Source organism: Terriglobales bacterium (assembly GCA_035624475.1).
Classification (GTDB): Bacteria; Acidobacteriota; Terriglobia; order Terriglobales; family Acidobacteriaceae; genus DASPRL01.
The window spans coordinates 1-12,566 of sequence record DASPRL010000382.1 but is presented as its reverse complement, the minus strand read 5'-3'; the positions used below and the strand labels follow the sequence as shown (position 1 = coordinate 12,566).

The following is a 12,566-nucleotide window of genomic DNA, read 5'->3' as shown; positions in this document are numbered from 1 at the left end:
CCGACCGCTACCTGGTCACCAGCTACGAGCGCGACGTCATCCGCCCGCACGCCCTGGGCAAGTTCCGCGACCTGCTGGAAGCCACCGCCAAGAGCCCAGCCATGCTCTTCTACCTGGACAACTGGCTGAGCGTCGGCCCCGACTCCGACTTCGCGCGCTACGGCCCCGGCGGCGGCGTGCGCGGCAACCGCAGCTTCCGCTACCGCGGCATGCTGGGTGGGCCCGTCGGCTATCCCCAGGGCGCGGCGGGGGCGCCGCGCGCACCCGCCGAGGTCCCGCAGGCCCGGCGGCAGCGCCAACAGCAGCAGCAGCAGCAGCAGAACCAGCAGCGCCGCGGGCTCAATGAGAACTACGCCCGCGAACTCATGGAGCTGCATACGCTCAGCGTGAACGGCGGCTACACCCAGCAGGACGTGATCGAAGTAGCCAAGTGCTTCACCGGGTGGACCATCGAGCAGCCGCAGCGCGGCGGCGACTTCCAGTTCGACGAGCGCATGCACGAGCCCGGCCCTAAGACCGTGCTCGGCCATACCATCAAGCCGGGCGGGGAGCGCGAAGGCGAGGAGGTGCTGGACCTGCTGGCCCGTGATCCCCACACCGCGCAATTCATCTCCCGCAAGCTGGCGGTGCGCTTCGTCTCCGACGATCCCCCGCAGGCCCTGGTGGACCGCATGGCGCAGACCTTCCTCAAGAGCGATGGCGACATCCGCGAGGTGCTGCGCACGCTGTTCCGCTCGCCCGAGTTCTGGGCGCCGGAGGCCTACCGCGCCAAGGTCAAGACCCCGCTGGAATTCGTGGTCTCGGCGGTGCGCGCCTCCGGCGCCGATGTCACCGACGCTCAGCCCCTGGTGGGCACCCTCAACCGCATGGGCATGCCTCTCTACGGGATGCAGACCCCCAACGGTTACTCCTGGAAAGCGGACGCCTGGGTCAACTCCAATGCCCTGCTCACGCGCATGAACTTCGCGCTGGCGCTGGGCTCGGGGAGGCTGCGGGGGGCGCAGGTGGACGTCAGCCAGATGCTGGGCGGGCCGCCTCCCGCCGACGCCGGACAGGGCCTGGCCCTGCTGGAGCAGGCGCTGCTGGGAGGCAACGTCTCCAAGAACACCCACGACACCATCGAGAGGCGGCTGGCGGACCCGCAGGTCACGCAGCGCCGGCTCGACGATCCCCAGCGCGCGCCCAATCTGGGAGTGATCGCGGGGCTGCTGCTGGGGTCGCCGGAGTTTCAAAGAAGGTAGCAAGTAGCTAAGGAAGATCGCTTGAAGGCGAAAGGCTATCGACCAACGACGAACGACCAACGACCGGTTCTGCCCGACGACCGAAGTCCGACGACCGACGACTGGAGTTTGTTATGTCATTCACGCGGCGAGTATTCCTGAAGGGCGGGGCCATGGCCATCGTGGGCTCCGCCGCGATCCCCAGCTTCCTGACGCGCGCGGTGTACGCCGCCGAAACCACGGCGGGAGCGCGCAAGAAGCGCCTGGTGGTGGTCTTCCAGCGGGGCGCGGCCGACGGCCTGAACATCGTGGTGCCGCACGGCGAGGGTGCCTACTACTCCATGCGGCCCAGCATCGCCATCCCGCGCCAGGCGGTGCTCGACCTGGACGGCCTTTTCGGGCTGCATCCTTCCATGGCGCCGCTGGTGCCGCTGTTCCAGCAGAAGCACCTGGCCATCGTGCACGCCGCCGGCTCCCCTGACACCACCCGCTCCCACTTCGACGCCCAGGACTACATGGAGTCGGGCACTCCGGGCGTGAAGTCCACCGAGGATGGCTGGCTCAACCGCTGCGTGCACGCGCTCCAGGACGACAAGCCCAGCCCCTTCCGCGCGGTGGCCCTGACCGCCAACCTGCCCCGCATCCTCTCCGGCGCGGAGCCGGCGGTGGCCCTGAGCAACGTGAACGACTTCGGGGTGGGCGGACGCAATCCCGCGGTCCAGCCCCTGGCCAACACCTTCGAGGCCATGTACGACTCTTCGGTGGACGCGGTGCTGCACGGCACCGGGCAGGAGACCTTCGACGCGGTCAAGATGCTGAAGGCCGCCGACCCGCAGCGCTACACGCCCGCGCCCGGCGCCGACTATCCCCGCGGCCGCTTCGGCGACGCCCTGCGGCAGACCGCGCAGCTCATCAAGGCCGACCTGGGCGTGGAAGTGGCCTTCACCGACATCGGCGGCTGGGACCACCACGTCAACGAGGGCAACACCCAGGGGCAGCTCGCCAACCTGCTGCGCGACTTCTCCGGCTCACTGACCGCCTTCTGGACCGACCTGGGCGACCTGGCCCAGGACACAGTGGTCGTCACCATGTCGGAGTTCGGTCGCACCGCGCGCGAGAACGGCAACCGCGGTACCGACCACGGCCATGCCAACGTCATGTTCGTGATGGGCGGGCCGGTGAAGGGCGGCAAGGTCTACGGGCGCTGGCCCGGCCTCGCTCCCGAGCAGCTCTACGAGGGCCGCGACCTGGCCCTGACCACCGACTTCCGCCGCGTGCTGGGCGAGGCGGTGTACCAGCACCTGGGAAACAAAGACCTGGATGCAGTCTTTCCCCCAGGCGAAGGCTACCAGAACTCACCCAGGAGTTTTCTCACACTGCTGGGCTGAGGCCCGCGCCACCGTCTCCACTTTACTTTCCTTTGCGCCGCGGCGCGGGCGCGGGGGCCGGCGCCGCCTTGTGCGGGTGCTGGATCTCCTCCACCACGGCCCCGGCCTCCTTGACCACGGAATCGCCCACCGCGTTGACTCCCAGGCCGCTGTTCCGCGCCGCCTCCGAGGTCTTCCACTGCGGCACAGTCTTGCCGGTGCGGAACAGTTGCCAGTCCACCCGTCCCAGGTAATCGCCTTCGCCGGTGATGGGAATGGTATGGAGTTGCGCCGGCAGCTTGGCCTCCGGCCCCTGGTCCATCTGTCCCAGGTCGGTGAACAGGATGTAGTCGCAGTCCTTGCTGCGGGCTTCCTCCTCGAGGGCCTGGCGCTCGGTGGAGTCGAGCGGCACCGCGTCCACCTGGCGGTTGCGGATCTCGCCGATCAGCAGCACGCGCAGGTTGTCGGTGGGCAGAGACTGGTTGGTCAGATCTTTCAATCCCACCACGCCCACACGCACCACGCCCGCCGCCTTGGCCGGGATGGAGGGTGCGGGAGGCGCGGTCGGCGCGGGCGCCGGAGCCGGGGCCGCGGGCGCAGCCTCGGGAGCGGGGGCCGGCGGCGCCGCCTCCGCCGTGGCCTCGCCCAAGGTGACCTCGCGGCAGCCCGCGGGCTCTTCGAAGAGCGAGTCGGGCAGGGTGGCGGTGGAGAGGTCGGTGACCTCGCTGGTGCTGGTCATGGGATGCCCCATCACCTCCATGGTCGTGGTCTGCTTCAAGGGAAAGCCCAGGCGGCCCATGCCCTCGCCGGCGTAGCGGTAGTGGTCCACGCACTCGGGGCGGGCGGCCGCCATCGCTCCCATGCCCATGCCGGCAGAACAGTTCAGCCCTACCGACAGGTCGGCGTACCAGCCGTCGCCTTCCGTGCTCATGTTCATGGGATAGCAGGCGTCGGGGCTGGACTGGATGACGGTCTTGGTGGTGAGGTGGCGGGCCTCGAAGCCGAACATCTTCTGGCGCTCGCCGGTGTCATGGCTGGTGGTGGTGACGGTGACGGTGCCGCCCTTGCGCGGCGCCCCCTGGACGGCCCGGGCCGCCACCGCCGCCTCCATCGCCGAGCCCGCCGGCATCCCATTCGCGCCCAGGGGCAGGACCGTGCAGGTGTTGCGGCGGGTGTCCACCACGATCATGCGGCGCTTGTCGCACTGCAGGATGGAGACGTTACCGCCGGCATCCTCGCTGCGCTGCCGCGCTCCCTTGATGTACACGGTGCTCTGGCTGCTGCGGCCCATGACGGTGCTGCGGGTGGTGATCTTGACGTCCGCGGCAGCCGCCGCGGCGAGCATCAGCAAGAAGAGGACGGGACGGAGCCTGCGTTTCACACTTCCTCCTTAAGGTCGGTAGCCGGTGGTGGGCCGCTAAGGTGCTGAACCAGACAGCTTAAAGCCTGGGACGCAACGCTGGAAGCATCTTCCTACGACACTCTCTGCTCGATGCCGTTCTTGCCGGCGATCTTGACCGCATCCAGGGCCTCGCCGGCCTGCGCCATCATGGTCTCCAGCGAGTCGGGGGCGCTGACGAAGGTGACCACGCCGATACTGAAGGTCAGGGGCCAGCCGGCGGTCTGCATGGTCTCCAGCAGGGCCTCGCGGATCTTGCCCACCACCACCTGCGCGGCATCGGGAGCGGTCTCGGGGAGCAGCAGGGCGAACTCGTCGCCGGCCACGCGCGCCACCGTATCGGTCTGGCGGATGCTGTTGCGCAGCACCTGCGCCACCAGGCGCAGCACCGCGTCGCCGATCAGGTGCCCGAACTCGGCGTTCACCCGCTGGAAGTCGTCGAGGTCGATGTTCACCAGGGTAAGGGGATGCAGGTAGCGGCGGGCGCGGTTCTTCTCCAGCTCGGCCAGGCCGCAGAAGGCGCGGCGCGTGGGCACGCCGGTAAGGGAGTCGGTCTCCGCCAGCTCGCGCAGCCTCTCCTGGGCACGCCGCAGCTCCGCCACCACCAGGGTGACCACCACGAACAGCCCCAGAGTGATCACCGCATTCCAATAGAAGAAGAAAGGCTGGACGAACTGGACGCGCGCGCCGAAGTTGGCGGCCACGGAAATCAGCGCCGCCAGGACGCTGAAGCCCAGACCGGCGCGCCGCCCCACGTACCACGCCATCAGGGTGATGGGAAGCAGGTAGAAGAAGGCGAAGGCCACCTCAGGGCGGGTGAGGTAGTCGAGCCAGCCCAGCGCCGCCAGCAGCAGCAGCGCCAGCGCAGCCACCGCCGGCTGAGAGAGCCGGTCGAGAGTGCGTCCAAAGACCATGGCGATCGAAGGCGGTCTACCCGCGGGAAGAGGCCTCTATTGTAAGACCATTCTACCGCCGGCGGTGAGCAGGCCGACCTAGGAGGGATAGGCGGCCGAGCGCGGGAAGCGCCGCCGCAGGGCCGCGACCAAGGCGCGGTCGGCGCGCGGCGAGACCATCTCCAAAGGGGAATAGCCCTTCCGCCAGGCCAGGACGAAGGTGGCCACCAGCAGCACTCCCGTGATCGCGAAGTTGGGCCAGGCGTTCAGCCCCCACTGCCCCCTCCAGCTCAGGTCCCAGGCGCGGGAGAAGGGCAGCAGGTAGGGGATGGGCCAGTCGTAGCCGTCGGGGCCGCGCGCCCCGATCAGGTCGCAGAACAGGTGCAGGTGGAAGGCCAGGAAGGCCAGCAGGGCCGTCTTCCAGCGCTGCCGCGCCACCGCAAAACACACCGCCGACACGGCCACCGCGAAGGCCAGGTTGTGCAGCATGTGGTGGTAGCGCGAGAACCACATCAGGGGATGGTCGCTGTGCAGGGTGAGGACCTGGGCGACGGCGCCGATGCCGTCCAGGTCGGGAACGATGCCGGCGATGGTCACGGCGGCGCGCTCGCGGCGGTCGAGCTTGGCGGCGTTGGCCACCATCCAGCTCGCGAGAAAATGGGTAACGGGACTCATCTCAGAGTCAAGCAGCTAGCAGCTGGTAGCTAGTAGCTAGGTTCCTTGCCAACGACAAACGGCCAACGACCATCGACTGGATCCTCGGCCGACGACTCCTGATCGCTGACGGCTGATGGCTGACGGCTAGATCTCCACCAGCACGTCTTCCCCTTCGATCTTGAGGGGATAGACGGCGACCTTGACGCCGGGGTTGTGGCCGGCCTCGCCCGTCCTGGGATCGTACTGCCAGCCGTGCCAGGGACAGACCAGCTTGCCGTCCAGCACCACGCCCTGGCCCAGGGGCCCGCCGCGGTGGGGACAGACGTTGTCCATGGCCGAGAGCGCGCCCTCCACCCGGGCCACGCAGAGCACCTTGCCGTCCACGGTGAACTCCTTGGCCTGCCCTTCTGCGGGCAAGTCGGCCACGGTGCCGATCCTTACGAATTGCGCCATGGACATTTCCTCTTGGGGAGGGATGAAACGGCAGATCCTTCGCTTCGCTCAGCATGACGGCGGCGGGCTCCGACGCCCGTCAAGCGCCGTCACTTGGGCTGCAGCGTCTGCGCCACCATGACCTGCTGCTTGAACTTCTCCAGCATGTTCTCGTCCAGGCGGACCTCGGTGGGGCGCTTGGCCAAGGTCATGGTGTCGATCTTGTCCTGCAGGCGCAGCAGCGCGTAGAAGAGGTTCTCGGGGCGCGGGGGACAGCCGGTGACGTACACGTCCACGGGCACGATCTTGTCCACCCCCTGCAGCACGGCGTAGGTATTGAAAGGCCCGCCCACCGAGGAGCAGGCGCCCATGGAGATCACCCACTTGGGCTCGGGCATCTGGTCGTAGATGCGCTTGAGCACCGGCGACATCTTCAAGGTGACGGTGCCGGCCACGATCATCAGGTCGCTCTGCCGGGGGCTGGGACGGAAGACCTCGGCGCCGAAGCGCGCGATGTCGAAGCGCGCGGTGGAGGAGGCGATCATCTCGATGGCGCAGCAGGCCAGCCCGAAGGTCATGGGCCAGAGGGCGGACTTGCGCGCCCAGTTGAACACGTAGTCCACGCTGGTGATGAGGAAGTTCTTCTCGAACTTGTTCTGCAGCCAGCTGCTCATACCCTAGCCTCGCAAACCCCCGCGAAAACGACCTCTCAGTCTAGGTTCGGTCCCCAGGAGTGTCAACCGGGCTCAGGGGTGCACGGGCACCGCGCTGGAGGCCACCCACTGGCCGAAGGGAGACGAATTCCCACATTCAAAGCACTGGGTCACCGGGAACTGGGCCGCGCAGTGCGGGCAGACAGCCTGGGTCTGGAAGGCGTCGAAGGTCTGCTTGCAGGTGCTGCAGCGCCAGTTCTCGCCCATGGGAGGTCCCGCCTTGCAACTCGGGCAGGCGAAACCCTCGCGCCGCGGCGCCTTGGCGAGGCGGGCCAAGGCCTGCGCGCTGCGCAATCCTCCCCAGCAGTTCAGCAGCAGGAAGACGCCCAGGATGCCCAGCCAGACTGAGCCCGCCAACAGCGCCAGCAGGAAGTACCCGATCAGGCCCACGAAGCCGAAGATGGTGGCCACCATCAGGCTGCGCGCCCGTCCCAGCACGAACCAAAGCAGCGAGCGCAGGATCTGCCCGCCATCCAGCGGGAAGATGGGCAGCAGGTTGAAGATCAGCAGGCCCAGGTTGATGTTGAACACGGTCTGCAGCAGTTTGCCGAGATCGGGCCAGGCCTGGGCCCAGCCGAGCGACCTGCCTAGGACACTCAGGCCGAGCAGCACAGGCACCAGGGCCACGTTCACCAGCGGTCCCGCGGCGATGCTCCACAGGGTGGCTCCGGGCCGGGGCGGCGGATTCACGTAGGCCACGCCGCCCAGCGGCCAGAGCACGATGCGGTTGGCCACGCCGCCCACCTGCCGGCAGGCCAGCGCGTGCCCAAACTCGTGCAGCAGCACGATCAGGAAGAGCGCCAGATACTCCACCACGTTCCAGAGCGCGGAGGAATACCCGCCGGCGCGGGCGTTGATCTCGTAGATCGCGACCAGGAACCACGAGAAGTGGAGGAAGACGTCGATGCCGGCAAGGCGAAAAAGGCGAATGGATCCCTGGCTTGTGGGCATTTGCGGAGGCTGTAGGCCGGAGCATAACACTCTCCCGGTCCGGCGAGCCAGGAATCTTGGCTGTGCCGGCGCGCGCGCTTCGGCTAGAATCCCCCGCCATGGCCAAGCAGCATTACTTCTTCCGCTTGATTCCGCCGCGCCCCGCCTTTCCCCACGACATGACCGATGCCGAGCGGCACCTGATGGAGGAGCACAGCCGCTACTTTCAGCAGAACTTCGCCGCCGGCCGGATCCTTCTGTACGGCCCGGTGATGGCCGCGAGCGGAGCCTTCGGGCTCGCCGTGCTGGAAGTGGAGAGCGAAGAGGAAGCCCGGCGCTTTGGCGATGGCGACCCCTCCGTGAAGGCCGGACTGAATCGCTTCGAGATCAGCCCCATGCAGGTGTCGGGCGCGCGCGCCCAAGTGCAGTAGCAGCCGCCGAAGTGCGCAGGAGGGCCTCGCGCTCTGGGGTATAATCCGCTGCCGCAACGAGGGGTGGTGGGATGAGGTCGGATTTCTGCAGGCTCGCGCTGGTGGCGGCGCTGCTCCTGGTCTGTGCCATCCAGGCGCCCGCCCAGGCGGCTCAAAAGGAACAGGTCGGGCCGCCGGTCTTCGGCGGCAAGCAGCGCATCGCTTTCGCCCTCCAGGGCGACATCTATTACCTCCCCGAAGGCACCAGCCGGCTCCCGGATTTCTCCAAGCTCAAGCGCGTGGGGACCATCTATACCACTGAGCTCAATGTTCCCTCGCGCTCCTTCGACTCCGGGTTTCCCGGCGTCACCAACCGCTTCGAGTGGTTTGCCATCGACTACCACGGTACCCTCCTGCTGCCCACCGGGGGGCAGTACAAGTTCCGGCTGACCTCCGACGACGGCTCTCAACTCTGGATCGACGGCAAGAAGGTCATCGACGTGGACGGCATCCATCCCCCCAACAGCGGGGAGGCCACGGTCGAGCTGGCCGCGGGCACGCACAAGATCCGGGTCCCGTACTTTCAGGGCCCGCGCTTCGAGGTGGCGCTGCAACTGGAGATCGCCCGCCCCGGCAAGCCCTACCAGATCTTCAACACCCAGGCCTTCGCGCCGGCGCAGGTGGAGGTGAAGGGCGGGAAGACGAAGGTCAGCCTGGGCAGCGCCATCCTCTTCGACTTCAACCAGTCCATGCTCAAGCCCGGCGCCGCCGAGGTGCTGGCCGAGGTCAAAGCCTCGGTGCTCGATCAGCATCCCAAGGCCCGCTTCGTGGTCGAGGGCTATACCGACGACGTGGGCTCCGCCGCCTACAACCTGGCTCTCTCCCAGCGCCGCGCGCAGACGGTAGTGAGCTGGCTGCGGGCGCACGGGGTCCCGGGATCGCGCCTGACCGCCAAGGGCCTGGGGAAGAGCAATCCGAAGGTCCCCAACACCAGCGACGAGAACCGCGCCCAGAACCGGCGCGTCGAGATCGCGGTGGAGGAGTGAGACCAACCCGGCCATGGGCGCCTGGCCCCGAAGGAGGGATCCTGTGAGAAAGATCCTTCCAGGCGGGCCGCTGTTGCTGCTGCTCACCCTGGCGCTGGGATGCAAGCCCGCGCCCTGGATCACCTATGCCTCGCCGGAGGGACGCTATCGCATCCTGTTCCCGGTCCAGCCAACGCTGCAATCGCAAGAGGCCCCGGGCGCCGATGGCAGCAAGTTCCAGCAGCACATGGCCATGGCCAGCGACGCCGGCGGCGCCTTCTACATGGTCGGCTACTTCGACCTCGGTGAGGCCGGCTTCGACCTCGACCAGGCGCCCGAGGCCGCGGTCCCCAAGGGTGGGTTGATCTCCAAGCGCGCCATCACCCTGGGCCGCTATCCCGGCCGCGAGCTCCGGTTCATCGCCACCGACCCCCACGGCAACGAGGGCTTCGTGGTGTCCCGCTTCTACCTGGTGGACAAGAGGGTCTACGTGGTGCAGTACATCGTCCCCAAGTCGGCGGGGCAGGAGCTTCCGGACAAGGCCGCGCGCTACTTCGATTCCTTCCAGGTCGAGAACCAGTGATTCCAGCGGCGCCGGCGTAGGCGGGCGAGTCCGGCGCGCCGGAAGCGGGCGTAGGTCGCGTGCAGCCAGGTGGCGGCGCGCTGCAGCAGGTAGGCAGGCGTGGGCAGCAGGAGGCGCCGGGGAATGCCTTCGCGGACGAGGAACTCCTCCACCGAGATCAGGTTCAGCAATTCCCTCCGGTGCTGCTCGTAGAAGTCGAAGACATCATACTGGTTCCGGGAGCGCAGGAGATTCCACCGCTGGAAGAGTTCGCAGTCGCCACACCCGGTGTTCCCGTTCTTCCCGGCGCGCTTGCGGATGACGCCGCAGCCGTAGTCGGTGTCCACCGTGTACCAGGTCAGGTCCGGCAGCGACCCCACCAGGTCGAGGTAGGCGCAGTAAGTCACTCCCTGCCAGAGCCGCCAGGGAACCGGTTCCTCCGGGCCGGCCATCTCCCGCTCCACCGGACAGCAATCGTGGAGGACCAGGGCGCCGCCGGGCGCCAGCAGCGCGAGTCCCAGTTGGAAGTCGCGCTGGGAGCACTCGTAGGTGTGCCACGGGTCGATGAAGATGATGTCGTAGAGCGTGCCCGGCGGGATGAGCCCCTCGATGTGCTCATCCGGGCTGCGAAAATCGATCGCGCTGTCGTCCTCGAAGCCCGGGGGACAGCAATACATCAGCCGGTGGCAGGCCTCCAACGGACCCCGCGCCACCCGGGAGAAGGTGCCCCCGGTCTTGGGAGTGCAGATCTCCAGGTATCTGCGATACCGGCTCTTGCGAACCAGCGCATTGATGATCGCGTACTTCCGCATCGGCGACATCCCGGCGGCCCTGCTGGCCGCCTTCAGGGAGGGGTAAGGATACCTCTTTCGGGATGGGGAGCGGGGGATTGCCCCACTCCGGCCCTACTATCGCTTGAGGTCGAGGGCGGTGGGATGGCGAGGCTGGTAGAGGCCGATCTCCCCGCCGCTGGGCAGGCGGAGGGTCGTCTTGGTCCCCCACTCGGCGGTCTCCACCGCCGAGCACTCGACCTTCTTCGCGCGCAGCCGCTCCATCTCGGCGGCAAGATCGTCGCACATGAGGTAGACCACGGCCCCCAACAGAGAGCGGCCGCCGTGCATCGGCGGGCGGCTCTCGCCCTTCTCCACTGGGTGGATGCCGGCCTCGGCGGGAGGCAGGGCGAAGATCAGCCAGCCGCCGCCGACATCCAGCGCGGGCAATCCCAGGACGTCGCGGAAGAAGGCGCGGTCGGTCTCGGCGTCGGTGCTGTAGAACAGGACGTGGGTGCCGGTGATCATGGCGGGAAGTCTAGCAGACCGGGGCCGCGCTTGACCCGCCCCGGCCTTCTGCGTACCATCGCTTCCCCTCCCCGCACGCTGCCGCGAGGTGCCCCATGGTGGACAAGATCTCCAAGGACCCGCAACTCACCGCCCAACTGCAGAAGACCGCCGACGACCTCAAGCAGATGGAGCAGGCCATCCGCACCGGGATGATCGACGCGCGCGTGCTCATTGAGTTTCGCGAGGCCGTGAACCACGTCCGCCACACCACCTGGGCGGTGCAGAAGTGGGCGGAGGAGGAGAAGAAGGCGGGGGGCAAGCCCTTCGAGGTCATCTCCATGATCATGGCGGAGCGCATGCGCATCGCCACCCTGCTGGCGCGGGAGCTGGGCAACGACCTCGCCAACGGCGACGTCGACTTCTCCACCCCCGGCCTGAAGGAACTCTATCAGGCCACGGTGAAGCTGGCCGAGCAGCTCAAGCCCCTGGTGCCCAAGTAGGACGCCGGGTGGAAGGCGCTAGTCCGTCTCCTGGAAGGCAGTTGCCGTGGCCGCCCCTGCACTCGAGGCCCCGCCCGGGTGCCGCTGCTCCCAATCCTCTTCCTTCAGGACCTGGATAGGCTCGAGCTTCTTGCCGGCCAGCGCCTTGTTGAGCCCGGCCAGATCCTTGTCGGTGAGGGCGTGGAAGTCGCGGATCACGTCTTCCAAGTCGTGCGCGAGCGTGTCGGCGTACTTGACCTGGTAATCGGTGGGCCGGCCTTCGTAGCCGGTCACGTCGCCGTAGAGCCGCCCGATGTGCTCGCGGATGCGCTCTTCCCCGGTGATGGCGCCGCCCTCCTTGGTGGCCACGATCTTGGAGCGCAGCTTGTCGCTCTCCTGCGAGAGCTTCTCCAGGCGGGCGCGCAGGGGATCCTTGGCGCCCAGCTTGGCGGCGCGCGCCGTGGCCGCGTCCCGCACCCCGGTGATGGCTTCCGTGGCCCAGGTCATGTGGCCGAGCAGCTTGTACACCTTCATGGCCAGGGCGAACTGCGCCTTGCGGTCCTCCAGCGAGTAGGGAGCGCGCGGGTCCATCACCACCTGCAAGGGGGCGGTATACACCTGGTCGCCCTTGGTCAACTTCACGGTGTAGGTGCCGGGCGGGACGCGCGGGCCCTGCGCCGCCGCGAACAGGGCGGTGGCCGCGGGCGGGACCGCCGGCGCCTTCAGCAGCATGGACCAGACGGCGCGGTTCAGGCCGCGGTGCTTGCTGCCGGCGAGGGTGTCGACCAGGTTGCCCTCGGAGTCGTAGATCTGGATCTTCAGATCGCCGAAGATGTGGCGGCTGCGCTGGTAGTAGGTGATGAGGGCATTGCCCGGCCTCTCCGGGCCGCTGAAGGTCTCGTCGCCCTCCGGCCAGCCGCCGCTGGCGCTGAGGTACTGCACCACGGGTCTGCCCGTGAGCAGCACCGCCTCCTTGGCCATCAATTCCGGGGTGAGGGCGCGCAGGGGCGAGATGTCGTCCAGGATCCAGATGCCGCGGCCGTGGGTGGCCAGGGCCAGCGCCGAGTCGCGCGCCTGCACCGCCATATCGCGAACCGCCACCGCCGGGAAGCCGCTGCCCTTGTACTGCGCCCAGTGGCCGCCGCCGTCCACCGAGATCCACAGCCCGAACTCGGTGCCCAGGAAGAGCACGTTGGAGG

General features: G+C 68.0%; 15 protein-coding genes. 6 read left to right on the top strand and 9 right to left on the bottom strand.

Features of this window, described 5'->3' with window-relative positions; genetic code table 11:
• The coding region (locus VEG08_14925; protein HXZ29285.1) for a DUF1800 domain-containing protein at positions 1-1,241 on the top strand (1,241 nt) is incomplete at its 5' end.
• A gap of 113 nt (positions 1,242-1,354) precedes the next feature.
• Positions 1,355-2,608, top strand: coding sequence for a DUF1501 domain-containing protein (locus tag VEG08_14920; GenBank protein HXZ29284.1), 1,254 nt, complete (start codon positions 1,355-1,357; stop codon positions 2,606-2,608).
• Positions 2,609-2,630: 22 nt separating this feature from the next.
• Here the strand turns inward: VEG08_14920 and VEG08_14915 are convergent, their stop codons facing one another.
• The 6 genes from VEG08_14915 to VEG08_14890 all read right to left on the bottom strand — a co-directional run bounded on the left by VEG08_14915 (position 2,631) and on the right by VEG08_14890 (position 7,632).
• Positions 2,631-3,968 (bottom strand): hypothetical protein, encoded by a 1,338-nt coding sequence (locus VEG08_14915; GenBank protein HXZ29283.1) that lies wholly within the window; start codon positions 3,966-3,968, stop codon positions 2,631-2,633.
• A gap of 92 nt (positions 3,969-4,060) precedes the next feature.
• Positions 4,061-4,900: a diguanylate cyclase gene (locus VEG08_14910; protein ID HXZ29282.1), complete on the bottom strand. Its 840-nt coding sequence runs from the start codon at positions 4,898-4,900 to the stop codon at positions 4,061-4,063.
• 78 nt (positions 4,901-4,978) lie between these two features.
• Positions 4,979-5,554 (bottom strand): metal-dependent hydrolase, encoded by a 576-nt coding sequence (locus VEG08_14905; protein ID HXZ29281.1) that lies wholly within the window; start codon positions 5,552-5,554, stop codon positions 4,979-4,981.
• A gap of 126 nt (positions 5,555-5,680) precedes the next feature.
• Positions 5,681-5,989, bottom strand: a complete 309-nt coding sequence (locus tag VEG08_14900) for a Rieske (2Fe-2S) protein (GenBank protein ID HXZ29280.1) — start codon at positions 5,987-5,989, stop codon at positions 5,681-5,683.
• A gap of 89 nt (positions 5,990-6,078) precedes the next feature.
• Positions 6,079-6,642 carry an NADH-quinone oxidoreductase subunit B family protein gene (locus tag VEG08_14895; protein ID HXZ29279.1) on the bottom strand — a complete coding sequence of 188 codons (564 nt, stop codon included), beginning with the start codon at positions 6,640-6,642 and terminating at the stop codon, positions 6,079-6,081.
• 72 nt (positions 6,643-6,714) lie between these two features.
• Entirely contained in the window at positions 6,715-7,632 is a 918-nt protein-coding gene (locus VEG08_14890; GenBank protein HXZ29278.1) for a site-2 protease family protein, read from the bottom strand.
• A gap of 98 nt (positions 7,633-7,730) precedes the next feature.
• Here VEG08_14890 and VEG08_14885 point away from each other — a divergent pair, with 98 nt between their 5' ends.
• From VEG08_14885 to VEG08_14875, 3 genes are all read left to right on the top strand, one after another.
• Complete coding sequence (locus tag VEG08_14885; protein HXZ29277.1) at positions 7,731-8,042, top strand: YciI family protein; 312 nt, start codon at positions 7,731-7,733, stop codon at positions 8,040-8,042.
• Between the two features lie 101 nt (positions 8,043-8,143).
• On the top strand, positions 8,144-9,067 hold the full coding sequence (locus VEG08_14880) for an OmpA family protein (protein HXZ29276.1): 924 nt from the start codon (positions 8,144-8,146) through the stop codon (positions 9,065-9,067).
• 43 nt (positions 9,068-9,110) lie between these two features.
• A complete protein-coding gene (locus tag VEG08_14875; protein HXZ29275.1) occupies positions 9,111-9,629 on the top strand; it encodes a hypothetical protein in 519 nt (172 codons plus the stop codon).
• Here VEG08_14875 and VEG08_14870 read toward each other — a convergent pair.
• Positions 9,596-10,420, bottom strand: a complete 825-nt coding sequence (locus VEG08_14870) for a class I SAM-dependent methyltransferase (protein HXZ29274.1) — start codon at positions 10,418-10,420, stop codon at positions 9,596-9,598. The genes VEG08_14875 and VEG08_14870 overlap by 34 nt on opposite strands.
• Positions 10,421-10,516: 96 nt before the next feature.
• Positions 10,517-10,906: a VOC family protein gene (locus VEG08_14865; GenBank protein ID HXZ29273.1), complete on the bottom strand. Its 390-nt coding sequence runs from the start codon at positions 10,904-10,906 to the stop codon at positions 10,517-10,519.
• Positions 10,907-11,001: 95 nt separating this feature from the next.
• Here VEG08_14865 and VEG08_14860 point away from each other — a divergent pair, with 95 nt between their 5' ends.
• Positions 11,002-11,388: a hypothetical protein gene (locus VEG08_14860; protein ID HXZ29272.1), complete on the top strand. Its 387-nt coding sequence runs from the start codon at positions 11,002-11,004 to the stop codon at positions 11,386-11,388.
• An 18-nt stretch (positions 11,389-11,406) separates the two neighbouring features.
• On the opposite strand, the gene VEG08_14855 is transcribed toward VEG08_14860, so the two are convergent.
• On the bottom strand, positions 11,407-12,566 hold a 1,160-nt coding region (locus VEG08_14855), incomplete at its 5' end, for a glycosyl hydrolase (GenBank protein HXZ29271.1).